The organism is Microcoleus vaginatus HSN003 (genome assembly GCF_022701255.1).
GTDB lineage: Bacteria > Cyanobacteriota > Cyanobacteriia > Cyanobacteriales > Microcoleaceae > Microcoleus > Microcoleus vaginatus_B.
In genome coordinates, this window is the sequence record NZ_CP031705.1 from 5,016,567 (window position 1) to 5,033,228 (window position 16,662).

General features: G+C 46.3%; 13 protein-coding genes. 5 read left to right on the top strand and 8 right to left on the bottom strand.

Translation table 11 applies throughout. The features are described 5' to 3' along the window. Positions 1 to 14 precede the first annotated feature (14 nt). Both D0A37_RS21740 and D0A37_RS21745 read right to left on the bottom strand, forming a co-directional pair. Entirely contained in the window at positions 15 to 815 is an 801-nt protein-coding gene (locus D0A37_RS21740; protein ID WP_242717464.1) for a circadian clock KaiB family protein, read from the bottom strand. Positions 816 to 876: 61 nt separating this feature from the next. After that, entirely contained in the window at positions 877 to 2,151 is a 1,275-nt protein-coding gene (locus D0A37_RS21745) for a type IV pilus twitching motility protein PilT (RefSeq protein ID WP_242717466.1), read from the bottom strand. A gap of 306 nt (positions 2,152 to 2,457) precedes the next feature. Here D0A37_RS21745 and D0A37_RS21750 point away from each other — a divergent pair, with 306 nt between their 5' ends. After that, positions 2,458 to 3,855, top strand: a complete 1,398-nt coding sequence (locus D0A37_RS21750) for an amidase (protein WP_242717468.1) — start codon at positions 2,458 to 2,460, stop codon at positions 3,853 to 3,855. 37 nt (positions 3,856 to 3,892) lie between these two features. Here D0A37_RS21750 and D0A37_RS21755 read toward each other — a convergent pair whose 3' ends face one another. Beyond that, positions 3,893 to 4,189: a hypothetical protein gene (locus D0A37_RS21755; RefSeq protein ID WP_242725866.1), complete on the bottom strand. Its 297-nt coding sequence runs from the start codon at positions 4,187 to 4,189 to the stop codon at positions 3,893 to 3,895. Here D0A37_RS21755 and D0A37_RS21760 point away from each other — a divergent pair. Together D0A37_RS21760 and D0A37_RS21765 are read left to right on the top strand one after the other, a co-directional pair. After that, complete coding sequence (locus D0A37_RS21760; RefSeq protein WP_445242428.1) at positions 4,188 to 6,128, top strand: cation:proton antiporter domain-containing protein; 1,941 nt, start codon at positions 4,188 to 4,190, stop codon at positions 6,126 to 6,128. The two genes, D0A37_RS21755 and D0A37_RS21760, sit on opposite strands and share 2 nt — an antisense overlap. A 531-nt stretch (positions 6,129 to 6,659) precedes the next feature. Next, the gene (locus tag D0A37_RS21765; RefSeq protein WP_242717472.1) at positions 6,660 to 8,318 is read left to right on the top strand and encodes an alpha/beta hydrolase; all 1,659 of its coding nucleotides are present in this window, start codon (positions 6,660 to 6,662) and stop codon (positions 8,316 to 8,318) included. A gap of 954 nt (positions 8,319 to 9,272) precedes the next feature. On the opposite strand, the gene ilvC is transcribed toward D0A37_RS21765, so the two are convergent. Together ilvC and D0A37_RS21775 are read right to left on the bottom strand one after the other, a co-directional pair. After that, positions 9,273 to 10,271 carry a ketol-acid reductoisomerase gene (gene ilvC, locus D0A37_RS21770; RefSeq protein WP_242717474.1) on the bottom strand — a complete coding sequence of 333 codons (999 nt, stop codon included), beginning with the start codon at positions 10,269 to 10,271 and terminating at the stop codon, positions 9,273 to 9,275. Positions 10,272 to 10,358: 87 nt separating this feature from the next. Next, positions 10,359 to 10,556 (bottom strand): hypothetical protein, encoded by a 198-nt coding sequence (locus D0A37_RS21775; RefSeq protein WP_242717475.1) that lies wholly within the window; start codon positions 10,554 to 10,556, stop codon positions 10,359 to 10,361. Positions 10,557 to 10,630: 74 nt separating this feature from the next. On the opposite strand from D0A37_RS21775, the gene gloA2 reads away from it, so the two are divergent. Together gloA2 and D0A37_RS21785 are read left to right on the top strand one after the other, a co-directional pair. Beyond that, positions 10,631 to 11,017 carry an SMU1112c/YaeR family gloxylase I-like metalloprotein gene (gene gloA2, locus D0A37_RS21780; RefSeq protein ID WP_242717477.1) on the top strand — a complete coding sequence of 129 codons (387 nt, stop codon included), beginning with the start codon at positions 10,631 to 10,633 and terminating at the stop codon, positions 11,015 to 11,017. A 43-nt stretch (positions 11,018 to 11,060) separates the two neighbouring features. After that, complete coding sequence (locus D0A37_RS21785; protein WP_242717478.1) at positions 11,061 to 12,353, top strand: endonuclease/exonuclease/phosphatase family protein; 1,293 nt, start codon at positions 11,061 to 11,063, stop codon at positions 12,351 to 12,353. Here D0A37_RS21785 and D0A37_RS21790 read toward each other — a convergent pair. From D0A37_RS21790 to D0A37_RS21800, 3 genes are read right to left on the bottom strand one after another with little or no spacing between them, the layout of a single operon-like run. Next, the gene (locus D0A37_RS21790) at positions 12,320 to 14,002 is read right to left on the bottom strand and encodes a dynamin family protein (RefSeq protein WP_242717479.1); all 1,683 of its coding nucleotides are present in this window, start codon (positions 14,000 to 14,002) and stop codon (positions 12,320 to 12,322) included. The genes D0A37_RS21785 and D0A37_RS21790 overlap by 34 nt on opposite strands. A 14-nt stretch (positions 14,003 to 14,016) precedes the next feature. Then, on the bottom strand, positions 14,017 to 16,095 hold the full coding sequence (locus tag D0A37_RS21795) for a dynamin family protein (RefSeq protein WP_242717480.1): 2,079 nt from the start codon (positions 16,093 to 16,095) through the stop codon (positions 14,017 to 14,019). A 33-nt stretch (positions 16,096 to 16,128) separates the two neighbouring features. Next, entirely contained in the window at positions 16,129 to 16,461 is a 333-nt protein-coding gene (locus tag D0A37_RS21800; protein WP_242717481.1) for a hypothetical protein, read from the bottom strand. Positions 16,462 to 16,662: the final 201 nt, after the last annotated feature.

Consider the following 16,662-nt stretch of genomic DNA (forward strand, 5'->3'; position numbering starts at 1 on the left):
ATCCTCGCCCCAATCTAAAATTCCGAATAACTCAGCAGCCGCACTATTTTTTCATCATCATTCAATTCGCCAACAATTCGTCGCACGGGTTTCGGCCAGATTTTAATCAAAGTAGGAGTTGCTGAAATCTGATCTGCCTCAGCTTGGTCTGGATGTTTCAAAACATCAATTACTTTTAAAGTGTAGGGACGATCGAGACATTGCTCTAAAAACTGGTGCAAAGTTTCGAGGGTGCGTTCGGTGCTGGGGTTGCTGCCGGAAACAAACAGACGCAAAACGTACCCTTGAGTTTGTGGCGGTGGGGTGAGTGCTGTTGGTTTCACAAGCGGAGTCTGCTGCGATGGCGGGAAGTACAACGGAGGTACTATCGAAGCGATCGAGTCCGATCGACCTTCGGGGCTGGCATACTGTACAACTAAGTCGTGATTTTCCCAAAGTTCGGGGAATTGTTGGTGATAAGTAGCGATTGCCATCGGTTCGCACATTTCTTCGCTCCGGGGCTCCCAAACTAAGTCGCCAGTCCCAAAAATGGCATTCAGCAGCGTTTGATGTCGCAGCACGGGCGGGTAAGCCTCGGCAGCAACCCGCACCTGCCGATCGCCTGGATCGAGCCAGCAGTCAACGGTTGCCGTGTAGCAAGGTATCAGAAAATGCGGCGGTTCTGACAAACCGAGCATCTCCTGTAGAGCTACGCACAACTGCAAATGCCACCGAGTTTGCTTGCGGGGATCTATGCAATAGATTAAGTCTCCCCCTGGTGTAAACAGCGCAATGCCTTTGAAAATTTCTGGCAAAATCGGGCGATCGACTTTCAATTCAGTACACCAATAAAAGTTAACAGTTAACTGTTAACAGTTAACTGTTAACACTCCCCCTTTAGACTCGACCTCGAAGCATCTGAGCCATTTCGTTCGGGTACGGCGAGTTTTCTACACAAAGTTCTTCAGTAATCCGACCTTCTTGATAAAGGCCATAGAGCGACTTATTCATCGTCGTCATGCCTTCATAAGTATCTTTGATCATAATTTGATTAATTTCCTCATTCTGGCCCTTCAGAATGTATTCCTTAACCACGTCGGTATTGATCAAAACGTCGTGGAAAGCAGCCCGCTTCCCGTCTGTGGTTTTGCACAGCAGTTGAGCAATAATTGCCACTAGGGATTCGGAAAGTGAAACCCGTATGGCCTCCTGTTCTTCAGGCCCGAACATATCCAGAATCCGGTTCAGAGTTTTAATCGCACTGTTGGTGTGCAGGGTTCCTGCAACTAAGTGACCGGTCTGAGAGGCTTTGAGGGCGATTTCCACCGTCTCTCTGTCCCGAATTTCTCCTACTAGCATCATGTCCGGGTCTTGCCGCAGAGCGCCTTTGAGAGCGTTCATAAACTTCAGGGTGTGCCTGCCCACTTCCCGGTGCTTGATCAAGGATTTTTTGCTTTCGTGTACGAATTCTACCGGGTCTTCGATCGTGATGATATTGTAGGCTTTATTCTTATTGATGTAGTCGATCATCGCAGCCAAGGTGGTAGACTTACCCGAACCTGTCGGGCCCGTCACCAAAATCAGCCCTTTGTGGTAGCCGGATATTTTCTTAAAGACCTCCGGCAGCTTCAATTCCTCCAGTGTCATTATTTTGGCAGGAATTAGCCGCAGCACCATCGCCGGCCCGGCTAAGGAGTCCATGCAACTGATCCGAATCCGCACGAACCCGAAGTCGAAAGCGCCGTCAAAGTCTAGGGTTTTTTGGAAAATTTCAATTTCTTCATCGCTCATGCACTCGCGCAACCAGCCAAAAAACGTATCTAAATCGGTCGGTGGATAGCCGATGTCGGCAATTTCGCCTCGCGTGCGGAAGCGGGGCACTTCGTTTACGCCGAGGTGAAGGTCGGATACTCCTTCGTCTTTGGCTCGGAGGACGAGCTCTTTCAAAGTCGGAGGGCCGCCGTTGCTAGAGATCGGGTTTTTAGGTGTGGCGAAGGATTGCGGCGGCGGTGCTGGTGCTGGTGCTGGTGCTGGTGCTGGTGCGGGCGGCGGTGCGGGCGGCATTCCTGCTGCTCTGGGGGGCATCCCGGGAGCTGGAGGGCGGGGCATTCCTGGCGGTGGGGGAGCTCCGGGTACAGGCGGGCGAGGAGCTGGCGGATGCTGCTGTGTCATATGCGCTACCTTAAGTTGGTGAGAAGGCTGACTCGAACAGATGATTTGTGGGAGTGGGACAATCCCGATCGCCCGAAGAGCGTCTCTTGCACAAAAGCTTAACTGTTGTTCTCAGTCTATCGCAAGATCAGGTTCTACTGGTGCAATACCAAGGAAATATTCTGCCAATAGGAGGATGCGCTCACTTTCTATCTACGACCAAATAGGGATTTTCCACATTTTTGGATAATTTTTTTAATGGAAAGAGTTTTCCGCACTAACGCAGTATAAATTGATACTTCATCCAACTATTAAGGACTTAAACCGATGAATTCTGTCGATCGGGCTTTTACTCCAGCTCTGGAGTTGGCGGAGTCGATCCGCGCTCTGGAAGTGTCGCCTTTAGAAATTGTCAATCTGTACTTGGAACGGATTGAGCGATTAAACCCTGAGCTGGGCAGTTATTTTACAGTAACGGCCGAGCGGGCGATCGCCCTTGCTAAATCTCAAACCGAAAAACTAGCTGGATTAAACAAGCCACAGGAATTACCACCTTTTTTCGGAGTGCCGATCGCCATTAAAGACTTGACACCAGTTACGGGCGTTGCCTGTACCTACGGCACTCAGGCTTTGCTGGGCAACATCTCTGCCTACGACGAGTCAGTAGTATGGCGGATCAAAGCAGCAGGATTTAACATTCTGGGCAAAACAGCCACTTCTCAAATTGGCTCATTACCTTACACCGAACCAGAAGGTTTTCCACCCGCCCGCAATCCCTGGAATTTAGACTATACGCCGGGAGGTTCCAGCGGCGGCTCAGCGGCCGCTGTAGCAGCGGGTTTGTGCGCGATCGCCCAAGGTTCAGACGGCGGCGGTTCGATCCGAGGCCCAGCTTCCTGCTGCGGTTTAGTAGGCATTAAACCCTCGCGGGGGCGAGTTTCCTGGGCACCTGTCGGAGATTACCTCAGCGGCATTTCTGTCAACGGCCCCCTGGCGCGAACTGTAGCTGACGCCGCCGCACTTTTGGATGTGATGTCAGGCTACACAACAGGCGATCCGTACTGGGTACCAGATTCAAATCCGACGTTTTTAGAGGCTTCCCGTCAAAAGCAGGGCAAACTGCGAATTGCCTTTTCTACGACTATTTCCCCTGTGGGCGAGGCGGAGGCTATCTGCCAACAAGCGGTACTCGAAACCGTAAAATTATTGACTGATTTGGGTCACGATGTCGAACCTGGATGCCCTGATTTTACGGGTTTAATCGAACCGTTTATCGCAATTTGGCAGTCTGGGGCGGCGGCAAGCGGCATTCCAGGCCCTGCTTTGGAACCCATGAATCGCTGGCTGTTAGAAAGAACTATTTCGGCTGGGGAATATTTGCGGGCGGTGAATCAAATGCAGGTTATTTCACGGCGGATTGTGGGATTCTTTGAAAAATTTGATGTGTTAGTTTTGCCGACTTATATGCACTCCACAATCCGGGTTGGCGAGTGGGCTGATTTGAGTTTTGAAGAAACTTTGCAGCGCATCATTAATTGGATTGCTCCTTGTCCGCCATTTAATGCTAGCGGTTTGCCTGCGATCGCACTTCCTGCCATTTTAGATAACAACGGTTTGCCGGTGGGAATTCAAATTATCGGGCGGCCGGCTGCGGAAGCAACTTTAATTGCTTTAGCGGCGCAGATGGAAGCGGCGAAACCTTTCCCTGTTTTAGATTTTAAATAGGGAAGTGCAAGGGATAAAAGCACGTTTCCCTTTTTTATTATGGATATGCCAAATCATGACTTGTGCGCGGGGAACAAGAAATCCGGTTTATTGCCGCAATTTCTAGCCATCCCACCCATATTTGACCAATAAACCGAGTTTCTCCCGCCCAGTCATACTTATTACCAATTACGCTGTAATTAATTGAGAATACCTCTTTAGATTGATAGATATTTTGGTGATTTTCTTTTAAAAATGGTAGCAGTTCGCTGCCAATATTTAGGGTGAAATTTATGTTAACTTCCGGGCCGATTACCGCTCCCGTTCCCGTTTTCCTGGTTCTTTTAGCAATCATGCTACTTGCGCCACTGTTATTTGAGCGCTTGCGATTGCCGGGAATAGTCGGTTTAATTATTGCTGGCGTAATTGTTGGGCCCAACGGTCTCAATTTGTTGCAACGGGACGCTACTATTGTTTTGTTAGGTACTGTAGGATTGCTGTTTTTGATGTTCCTAGCGGGACTGGAAACTAGCCTCGATGACCTCAAACTCAATGCAGACAAAGCTGTCATATTTGGGTTGGCTACTTTTTCGCTACCGATGATATTGGGGACAGGAGCGATGCTGCTGTTGGGATATAGCTGGCTGGCTGCAATTTTAGTCGCTTCTTGTTTTGCTACGCATACACTTTTAGCGCTGCCAATTCTCACCAAATTGGGATTGATGCGAACTCAGACTATTACGGCGACTTTGGGGGGGACGTTAATTACGAATGTGTTGGGACTGTTGGTGCTGGCAATTGTTGTCAAAGCTTTCAAAGGAAATCTCACTCTCGATTTTTGGCTGTTTCTAATTCCATCTCTTGCTATCTACACTTTTGCTACTTTGTGGGGCGTCCCCAAAATCGGTCGCTGGTTTTTTAAGAAATTCGGACACGACGAAAATGCCGAATTTATATTTGTATTGGCGACCCTATTTCTAGTTTCTTACGCAGCCGAACTCATTGAAATTGAGGCAATTATTGGTGCCTTTTTATCGGGAATTGCCATAACTCAAATTATTCCAAAAATGAGTCCGCTGATGAATCGGATTGAGTTTATTGGCAATACGCTGTTTGTGCCGTTTTTTCTGATTTCGGTGGGGATGTTAATTGACCCGCTAATTTTGGTAAAGCAGCCGCAGTCTTTGTTGGTGGCGGCGGTGATGATTTTAGCAGAGGCGGTGAGCAAGTTTTTGGCAGCTTGGATACCGGGGAAATTATTTGGTTTTGAGTTTCCGAACATTATGGTAATGTTCGGTCTTTCTGGTGCTCAAGCTGCTTCTACTTTGGCTGCGATTACGGTTGCTTTTGAAATTAAATTGGTCGATCGCGTAACGGTGAACGGCATCATTGCCATGATTTTAGTAACTTGTGTCGCTTCTCCTTGGATTGTATCTCGGTGGGGTCAAGAAATGCAGCAGCCGGGGTCGAGTTTGCCGACTGCTACTGCGGGAAAGCATTCATGGGGAGAACGAGTTTTAGTGCCGGTTGCTAATCCCAATACGGAAGATAATTTGCTGCGCTTGGCTTTGATTTTAGCAAAAACATCTCAAGGAACTTTGCTGCCGCTGCATATTTTGTCCGATCGCGGGGAAGCAATTTCGCCCGCAGATAAAATGCAACAAACTCAACTTTTGACGGCTGCGGAAACTGTGGCCCATGCGGCTGCTTGTGCGGTTGAACCGATCGCAAGGATAGATGATGCGATCGATCGCGGAATTCTGCGGAGTGCAACCGAACGCGAGGCTAGTTTAATAGTTTGTGGTTGGAAGGGATTTTCTACGACACGCGACAATTTTTTTGGCAGCATCATTGACACTGTGATCAGGCGAGCGCCCGTACCCGTACTGATTGCTCGATTTCCCGATCCTCTCCAGAATACAGCCAGAATTATTTTGGCGGTAACTGACAGCGAGTTGACTCGGTTTGGATTTCAGGAAACCGTGGATATTGCTAAGAGTTTGGCCGAGGAACTCAAGGCGACTTTGCAAGTCTTGTTGGTGGCGACACAACGGGAAAAAAGCAAGAAAAGTGCGGCGGAGGTGGAAATTCTTTCTGAGATACCAGTAAATCGGGTGCGGGGAAATTTTATCAAGCTAGTTTCGCAGAATTTGTTAGAACACGATTTGCTGATTTTAACAACAATTTCTCACCAGAATTTGTGGGAAAAACCGGGAACTCTTAAAGAACCGGAAGCGATCGCCCGGATTCACCCAGATACTTCGATGCTTGTTGTTTATTTTCCTGTATCTTGAGGAATATTTTAATCGCAGATGATGTTATGAATCTGCATTCATCTGCGGTTAAGATTTAACCCTAATCCAACGGAATTGCTAGAACAAATTTCGCACCTCTTCCCGGTTCGGAAATACACTCGCTCATCCCACCGTGTTTTTCGGCAACACTTGGATAGCCCATAGATTAAAGCAATTCGGTATTTTTCCCTTACCACAATTGGGCTTCGTGCCTTAAACCAAACGCTCATCTTTGCTTGATAATTATGGCTAATAAGTTATCGCAGTCTAGATTTAATTGTAACTAGCCAATATAGCAATCCTCGCATCATTTGTGAATTTCTTACTTTCTCACAGTGGGTTCGGGGAGGGTTGGGGTGGGGTAAAAAATTTACGACTCCTGCAAGGATTGCTATAGAAGCATTATTATCGATCGGCAAGTAAATATGCCCAGAGGCCTTGACGATCGCGCCTCAAGCTAGACAATTTCTCGGCATCGGGGAGAATTTTGAGAATATGGTGATATATCTCCTCTCGTTCAATAACGTAAAAATGAGCATCAGACCAAATTTCAGATGGTTTTCTTCGGTGGCGAGTGTTTTGGGTTCGATCTCGATTAATCCTTTCAGCGACGGGACATCCCCTGTAAAAGCTGCAGAAACGGTTGTTGTCCGCAAAGGTATTTTAGAATCCTCGATATCGGTTGCAGATTTGCGGGAACTGGCAGAAACAGGAGAAGTCCCCACCAGGCTGCAAGCGTACGCCAATCTGCTGTCTGAGGAACAGCGGAGTAAAATCTTTAGGGCGCTGCAGGCGAAAATTCCCCTAAATGTAGTCGGTCTGAGCAACTTGCTAAATACGGGCATCGGCACTGCCATCCTGACGGATTTGACTACAGTGATACCCAGGCGCGACGGTGGGGGTGTGGAAGCGCTGCGAGCCGCTCTGCTGCTGGGAGCAAACGCGCCGGAAGGCTTATCGGTATTGAGTTTTATTGAATCTTATCCGAGCTCGCGGGTAGTTGTGGATCTCGATCGAGCTTTCACAGTTTTGGGAAATATGAACGCAAGTTTTTGGCAAACTCAGCGCTTTATGGCGGCGATCGCACCTCAGTTAGCACCAGTTAAACCCGCGTTTAACCTGTCTTTCGATCCCACCCAGCCCGGCCCTAATTTCGTGCAGGTACGGGCGCTAGATTTGAACGATAGCGCCCGCAATCGACCGATTGCAGTTGATGTGTATTGGTCGGAAGCTGCGACAGCCGACAAACCGACGATCGTCTTTTCTCACGGGTTGGGTTCTGTCCGCACGGATTTGCGCTACTTAGCCGAGCATTTGGCGTCTCACGGCTATGTGGTAGCAGCTTTAGAACATCCGGGAAGCAACGAGACGAATACCAATGCTGCGATGGCGGGTCAGTCTCCGTTGCTAGCTCCTCAAGAGTTTTTAGACCGTCCCAAAGACATCAGTTTTGTGCTCGACGAACTGACAAAATTGAACCAAACTGATGATAACTTGCAGGGGAAAATGGCGATCGACCCAGCCGTAATAATTGGCTATTCCTTTGGCGGCGCTACAGCCTTGTCCTTGGCGGGTGCCGAACTGCAATTGAGCGGACTCAAACAGCGGTGTCAGGGAGATTTGATTGGGTTCAGCTTAGGCGAAGGCATTCAGTGCGCGGCGGCCGGATTGCCCGAAGAACGGTATCAATTGCGGGATGGGAGAATTAAAAGGGCGATCGCCATGAATCCCATAACATCATTACTCTTTGGAGAAACGGGTTTGAGTTCAATTCAAATTCCCACATTAATAGTAGCATCTTCTGCCGACAAAACCACTCCCGCCTTAGCAGAACAAATTGCCGGATTCCCAAATATTCCCTCTCCCAAATGGCTAGTCGGTTTTGTAGGAGGAACCCACTTAAGTGTCAAAGATCCGAGTACAACTTTAGACCAACTTCGCAGACCTAGCACAGTAATTACAGGCGATGAAGTTGTTGGCGACCAAGCTGCTAGCATACGCAATTATATTAAAGCTGTAAGTTTGGCCATGGCCGCTCAACTGACTCCAGAAGCTGACCAATATGCAGTTTTTCTAACGCCAGAATACGCGCACTTTGCTTCGACATCGGCAATCCCGGTGCGCCTGGTAACAGAAATTTCCCCGGAGACTAATGCAGTAGTGCAAACTTTTATTCAACGGAATAAGTAGTCATTAGTCATTAAGTAGGTAAGCGCAAAAAAACCATAGTATCTTGTACACTCCTCGACCTCGAACATAATTATGTAGGGTGCGCCTAGCGCACCTTGTCGCTATAGCAATCATCGCATCATTTGTGAATTTCTTACGGACTCAGAGCGGGCTCGGGGAGGGTTGGGGTGGGGTAAAAAATTTACGACTCATTTAAGATTCCTAGATTAGTCATTAGCTAATAATCGGATGTCCGCTCCAACACCTATAATAAAGGTGTTTGTAGTGGTAGTTAGAGGGAACATCCTATTGCGACTAGCAGCCTTTTCTTTTGTATGCGCGGCCCCTTAGTTCCCAGGGGTGTATTTTTCTTCTTAAGCTGTTTCTGATATTTTTTGTCCGTGCCAGGGCAAAATATAACCAAGCGCTTTCACAAACTCTACTCCCGAACTGCCATGCCAAAAAAAAATCTTATCCCGCTATTGCTGCTGTTGGTAGCCCTGTTTACCCTTTACGGTGACACTTTAACTTTTCTTCCCAAACCTGTAAGAGATAGTAGCGTGGCAAGCCGAAAGTTCTTCGTGGGGTTGTGGCCAGATTGGTTGAGGCCGAGAGATTTCAACGAGAAAAGGCAAGAGGATATTGAAAAATTGCAAAAAAGTCCTAGTCCCCGTCGATAGTTTTGACCTACCAGCGAGAAACTCGGTTTCTCTAATAATACTTAGCCATTTTCTTGTAGGTTGGGTTAAGCGGAGCGAACCCTACGCTTCGCTTCGCCCAACAGTACGATTTTAGATTTTGGATTTTAGATTAGAGATTTTTTATCCACTCTCTAATCTGTAATCTATTAAACTTGAGATTTGAGATTTTCCTACAAGCGGTAAGGTGTGCAGTGCACACCCTACATAATTAGGTTCTGCGTCGAGGACTGTTTTAGATTGGTTCTCCCATCTAAAATCTCAAATCTAAAATTGATTAAGCGTGCTTTTTCAACCAGCTAAACATAGCTCGCAAATCTTTACCAACTTCTTCAATAGGATGTTCTGCTTCCTGACGGCGCATGGAGGTAAAGCCTGGTTTGCCTGCTTGGTTTTCCAGAACGAATTCGCGGGCAAATTGACCGGATTGAATTTCGCTGAGAATTTTCCGCATTTCGGCGCGGGTTTGATCCGTGACGATGCGGGGGCCGCGAGTTAAATCGCCGTATTCTGCGGTATTGGAGATGCTGTCGCGCATTTTGGCGAGGCCTCCTTCTACTACTAAGTCAACGATAAGTTTAACTTCGTGCAAACATTCAAAATAAGCTAATTCCGGTTGGTATCCGGCGTCAACTAAAGTTTCAAATCCAGCTTTAATTAATGCGCTCAAACCGCCGCACAAAACTACTTGTTCGCCAAAAAGATCCGTTTCTGTTTCTTCGCGGAAAGTGGTTTCCAGAATGCCGGCTCTGGTGCCGCCGATACCTTTAGCATAGGCCATTGCCCGATCGCGCGCTTGACCGGAAGCATCTTGATATACTGCAAACAAACTCGGAACACCTTCCCCTTGTTCGTAAGTCCGCCGCACCAAGTGTCCGGGGCCTTTGGGGGCAACCATTACTACGTCTACATTGGCAGGGGGAACAACTTGGCCGAAGTGAATGTTAAAACCGTGAGCAAATGCTAAAACATTTCCTTCAGAAAGGTGCGGTTCGATTTGTTCTTTGTAAATAGTTTTTTGAACTTCATCGGGCAATAAAATCATGATGAAGTCAGCGGCGGCTGCTGCTTTGTCTACCGGGTGAACTGTTAAGCCCGCGTCGGTTGCTTTGGCGGCGGATTTGCTACCGGGATACAAACCAACAACGACATTCATGCCGCTGTCTTTGAGGTTGAGGGCGTGGGCGTGTCCTTGGGAACCGTAGCCGATGATAGCAATCGTTTTGTTGGCTAAGAGGTCTAGGTTCGCGTCGGTGTCGTAATACATACGGGCCATAATCCTTGTCTCCTGAGATGCAAATTGGGTGATTGACTGCAAAACTCTCATTTTATCAAAGTAGGGTGCTTTTTTTGCAGAAATTTTTCAGATTAAGATTTGGGCGAGGGAAAATAAAGGTCGATCGCGCTGAATTTCCCAGGGTTTATCGCCGAGTCTGCGATCGTCAAATATAATTGTTAATAGCGTGCTGTGCATTTGAAAAAACCTCACATCTTGCACGAGTCTCAAGAACAGGCAAGATGCCTGTTCCACAAGAAAATTCACTCTTTGTGGAACAGGCATCTTGCCTGTTCCTAAAAAGCTTATTGAGAAGGGTGCAACATCTCAGAAAAACGCAACTAACTAACTTTTTTCAAATGAAAATAAAAGCAATACATCATGTGGCGATTATTTGCTCGGATTACGAAGCCTCGAAAAAATTTTATGTAGAAGTATTGGGATGTTCCATCATCAAAGAAACTTTCCGAACCGAGAGGAATTCTTACAAACTAGATTTGGGAGTCGGAAACGGCGACACTATTGAGCTTTTTTCATTTCCCGATCCTCCTGAAAGAGTTAACAATCCTGAAGCCTGCGGTTTGAGACATTTAGCTTTTGCAGTTGAGGACATAGAAGCATCCGTTGCTTACTTAAAATCTCAACAAGTAGAAGTAGAAAATATTCGCCTTGACGAGATTACCGAAAAACGGTTTACATTTTTCCGAGATCCCGACAACTTACCGTTAGAAATTTATGAAATTTAGACCCACATTACCCTCGGAAAAAGTTTAGCAGAAAAGATAAAAAATGGACTATATCATTAGAAACACAATCACGGTCGGATTGCCGACTTTAATGCTCTTTATCGCCATATTAGCTACAGGTAAAACAGGTAACGCCGCCGTTTGGTCGGGTTTGGTCAAAGTCGGCGGATCTTTTGGTATGCTGATTGGCTTATGTGTGTTGGTATTTATAGGATTTGTTGCCAATTCTGTTAGTTATTTTGTCGTAGATACCTTGTTGGTGAGATTTTATCAAAAGCGGCGAGAGTTGGAACAGCCAGAAGAACTGGTAATAGAAATTGATAAATTGCCGATTACCAACGACCTTAAAATCAAGCTCAAATGGGCGGTGATGCACAGCATCCCTCACAAAAACCTTAGTTTGAAGCACATAATCTTACAATGGTTTATTATCGCAGCAATTGTAAATGCCCTATTTTCCCTAGTCGGTTATTTAGGAAAATTCAACATTTTTTTTGAATTGAGTTCTCATTTTAAACTACAATATCTGCTGGTTGGTTTCTCTACTTTTATATTTTTCGCTCTGGTGCGCTCAAAAAAAAGATGGTTGTTAGTGAGCGCCTTTTGCATTGTTATTAATTTAGCGGAAATTGTTCCTTGGTATTTTCCAGCGCCAGCAGTTGCCGCAGCTACTCCCGGACACAACTTGCGGATTTTGCATTCAAATGTTTTAAGGAGTAATCGGCGATATTCTGAGGTGATCTCGCTGGTTAAAGCAGAACAACCTGATATCGCGGTTTTTGTAGAAGTCAACTCAACTTGGGCAAAACAGTTATCGGTTTTAAGCGAGATTTTTCCTTACTCTTCCAAGCAGCAAGAATCTGAGAGATTTGGCAGTGCAATATACAGCAAGCTGCCTTTAGAAAATTCCTCTGTTAAAGCCTTTTCAAATCAAAGAAAGAGCTTGTCGGCGGATGTTAAATTTCAAGGTAAAATCATTACTCTGATTCTTGCTCATCCGACTGTGCCAATCAAACCGGAGAGTTTTATCAATCGTAATAAACAGCTAGCAGCCATCGGCGAGTATGCAGCCCAAGTCAAAAATCCGCTGATTGTGGTTGGGGATTTAAATACCACAATGTGGTCGCCGTTCTACAAAAATATGGTAAAAACCGGAAATTTGCGAAATGCGCGATCGGGCTTTGGCATTTTACCGACTTGGCCGACTTTTATGCCGCTGGCTTATATTCCGATCGATCACTTTCTAGTCAGCAAAGAAATTGGTGTTTTAAAGATTCGTACTGGCCGCAATGTCGGTTCGGATCATTTGCCGTTAATTACAGATTTGGTCATTTGAAGGGATGATTCGATATTTTCTAACAAATTATTGATTAACTGTATCTGATATTGCTGAATATTTGTCTGTAGCGGCTCTTTGCTGTCTTGAAAACAGATAACTTTTCCGGCGATTTCCTTGTAGTGTTGCAGCATGGAAAAAGTATCGGTGCTGAAGCGAGCGAGATAGTTTTTAGCAGCCTCACTGCAAATTTCCTTTACTTGATTGAGATAAGCTTCTGACGATTCAGGCGGCTTTTCATACCCAGTTCTTTTATTCAAAATATAGCTAGCACCGCCGACTACTGCGGCTCCCACAGGCCCGCCCAACAGCCAACCTAAGCCGGTGGCGATCGCCACTGGAGCCACTTCGCCCTGGTTCGACTTTTGAGCTGGAGGTGGTGGCGGCTCTGGTAAACTAACTTGCGGGGATGGAGGAAACGAAATCAAAAGTGCGATCGGCTGTTCTTTCTCAAAGAATTCGCAAGCTTTATTTACCCATTCTGCGATGGTTTGCTGCTGATGTAAGACCTCTCGCTGAAATTTTAGCTTCCACGCATCAAAACTCCCTTCCTGAAGCGACAGCGCCATTTCCGATTGATAGCGCTGCAAAAATGTGGGCTGGTAAAGCCAAATCTCGAAGTCAGAAACGCTGGCTGAAAATCCTTTTGATATCAATTTTTCGGCTTTTTGTTTAATTTCAATTTTGTCTTTGTGCTTTTTTTGAGCTGCGGCTATTTCGGCAGCGACACTCTCAGCTTTCGCTCGGAGAGATTGGCAAATTTTAGTAGCTATAGTTTCAACTCTGGGCAACTTAACGGCTAGTTGTTCCTGTTGAGCTGCCACAATACTTTGCAAAGCCGATTCAAACATCGCAATTCCGGCAGTTTGGGCGGCCGCCACATCTCCTTTCAGTCTCGCCCTCAAAGCCGGCAAAGCATCAACGCGGTAGATATTGCTGATATTGTTCGGCAAATTGGAGCGAAAACTTTCGGCAACAAACAACAACCGATTGTAAACTTGTTTTTGGTCGTCTGGTTCGAGTAGATTGAGAAAATTGGCAACAAAGACGACAGTGTTGATGTTGCGATCGCTCAACCAATCTCTCAAGTTCTCTCGTTCGCCTAAAGTCATCAATTTGCGAGCATCTAAAACCTGCACAACTAAATCAGCCGTTAGCAATTTATCCCGAACCAAATTATCCTGTTGTTCCCGGTCATTGGTTCCCGGCAAATCCAGCAATTCCACACCTGTTTTCAGGAATGGATGGGGACAGTAAACATTAACGGCCGCCACATCATCCCGCATTTGTCTCGCGTCGTCAAGGATGGCATAGCGTTTCAAAACATCAGTCCCCGGTTCGCTAATTTCTGTGCCGTCTTTCAGGGTAATTTTTGCGTGCAATTCCTCGCCGTAGTTGACATAAATGGCAGCACCTGTAGTGGGCACGAGGTCGATCGGCAAAGCACGATTTCCAAGCAAAGCATTGAGCAAAGTTGACTTGCCGTAATTAAACGGGCCAAAGACAGCAATTTGAAAAGTTGGTTTGGCGAGATAGTCGCAGATTGAGGTTGTATCTCGATAAAGTTGGGAGTTTTTGTCAAGTTCGAGAATACCGAGTGCTGATTGGAGATTGTGGGTCAGGTTTTGATAAATTTCGGGTTGTTGCATATTGTTGTTTTATTTCATTTAGCGGATGCTAGGAAACCTTGATATAGCGATTCTATACTCTGCGACTGGGCAGAAACATCAGCATCCAATTTTGTCAACCGCTCAGATTCAGCCTGACAATTAATCTCGCGAGATTCCTTTTGCTCCAGCAAATTATCTAACTCTGCTTTCCGAGAATTAATATCAGCATTCATCCGAGCGCTCACTTCCCGCCCGTAAACATCAAAACACTCTTTTACAGCATCGTGAATCGGCTGCCACTGCTCTTGAGCCACCTGCGGCAGATATTTCACCAACTCTTTTTTCGCCGCTTTCACCAACTCTTTGCGAGCTCCGTCTGCTTGCAAAACCCCAACACCCATCCCCAACAAAGCCAAGTACAGCGGCCCTAAAACAATCCCCGTAAAACTAGCAAGAATCGTACTAACGCTTAACACAGTGATTAAATTCAGCAGGATATTTTTCCAATCAAAACCCGCTCCTGCCATTGCTACGCCCGCCAGATTTCCGGTCGTTAACGAGAACAATCCCATCGCCCATTTTGCCCAAGCTGGCGAGTTATCTTCGTTCGAGTTGCTGACTGCTGCTGGTATTTTTTGCCCGGTCAGTTTTTCGGTGATTTTTTCAGTCACTTTCGTGTAAGATGCTCCGTAATTTGCCGCACTTTTCGATAGCTGCGAAAATGCTGAATTCATCTCTTGTTCTGCCGTGAGAGTCCAAGCTGCTAGTTTGTCGTTGATGTACTGCTCTAATGCTTGTTTGAGCGATGCTTCAAAAGCTTCTCGCTTGCCTTGGCTGAAGAAATCGAGAAATCTCAGCTCTGGTTGATACCGCAAAAAGTCTGTTTCAAAGGTATTTTCTAATTTGAGAACGTAGGTGCGGAAAGAATCGGCGATCGCCCGCGATTTACTATCTCTAACTCCGATAATTTCTTGTTGAAAATTATCGCGAATGTGAGTCAGTTTTTTAAACTCCGGCTCAACTGAATTAATCTTTTCCTTCAACTCATTGACATCGCGATCGAGTAATGGTAAACGGCGCCCAACAGCTTCGCGGACGCGAGCAGAAATTTGACGCGCCAAAGTCCTCGCCGGACGCAATTCCGAAATCGCCCTTTCTTGCGTCAAAAACGTATTGAGGGCCGCCATAAACTCGGGAAAGCCAGTTCCTGCCAAATCCGCATCCGGGTTTTTCATCCGCAACCTGAGTGCCTTAAGTGAGGTAATTGGAAACACTCGCTCGTCGTAAATATCATGTCCTTCTGTTAAACAATATTCAGCCAAATTAACTTGGAAAACGCGCCGCAGTTTCGCTTCTGCTTCTGCCATTTCTTCAGGATCGTCCGGGTCAATCAAACTTTCCCGTACCTGATCCCAAGCATTGATCAGAAAGAAAATGCTCAAGCCGCGATTTTTGATGTAATTTTCTAGATAGCGTCTTTCCCCCATTGTGCAAGGCTGAGTTGCCCTGAGTACAAACAAAATAGCGTGGCAGTTGTTGATGTAACCCAGAGATAATTCATTGCGGGCTTCTGTATCGTTCAGTCCGGGACTGTCTACTATTTCTATCCCTTTTTCTAGCAAAGGTAAGGGATATTCTACTACGGCGCAGTCGATATCAGGAAATGCTGGTTTCTTTTCTTCTTCTAAGCGTTTTGCCTCAGCGGGGTCAATTGTGTAGTTCTGTTTAAAACTTTTAAAATCTAGCTGTTTTGGGCTTTTGCCGTCATTGAAATAAACGGTGACTTTTTTTTCTGAACCATAGCGCAAAATCGTCAGCAAAGCTGTACAGGGATTTACATCGCTGGGTAGTAAGTTTTCGCCGATTAACGCATTGAGAAAAGTGCTTTTTCCGCGTTTCATGTCGCCTAGCACTAGCAGCCGAAAGACTCCTTGGCGCAAGTTTTTACTGGCGACATCAATGTCAGCGTTGTCTGTTTCTAAACCGAGTTTTCCCGATGCTTCTCCTCCGGCTAATTCTGATTGGTTGATGGCGGTGGCGATGTTGCTGAGGCGAGTGGCAATGTCTCGGCGGACGGCGGCTACGCGCTCTAAATCGTTGAGAAAGTTGCTAGTTTCTACTTTAAGGTTCATGGGTGTTTCCTGATAGTTTCGTGCTTGAGCTTTTCAACTTCTGTCTTCTTCAATAAACATTTTGTAAGCTATCAAAGCAATTCCTCCAACTATCAGCGCAGTTGCCAGCCAAGATGCTATGCGAACTGCAACGACAACAGCAATGACAATGCCTGTAAATTGAGCGGCTGCTATAATTTTTCGGCGCCACTGTTTGAGTTTGCCCTTAGCTTGGCTGTCTGGTTCTTCGTACTTGCTCGTCCGATGTTCGGGCACTGAGCGGTCAATTTCGGATTCTAGTTCGCGGAGCCGAATTTCTTGTTCTCGTTTCCGCAGTTCTTGTTCTTTGTGCCGAAGTTCTCTTGCTTTTTTGTCGGGAGAATTCATAAATTTTACCCGGTTTGCCGGTGGCAAAGTGTGTTATTTATTGTCAATGTTGCGGAGGGATAAGTTTTTTACAACTGTAACTCACATTTTCCCCTGTGTCGATAGATGTTAAGAAATGTAAAAAAAGGCGATTCCCTACGGGATAGCTACGCTTCACGACCTTTTAAGCCGATCGCCCTCCGCCCTAAACGAGCCACTGCA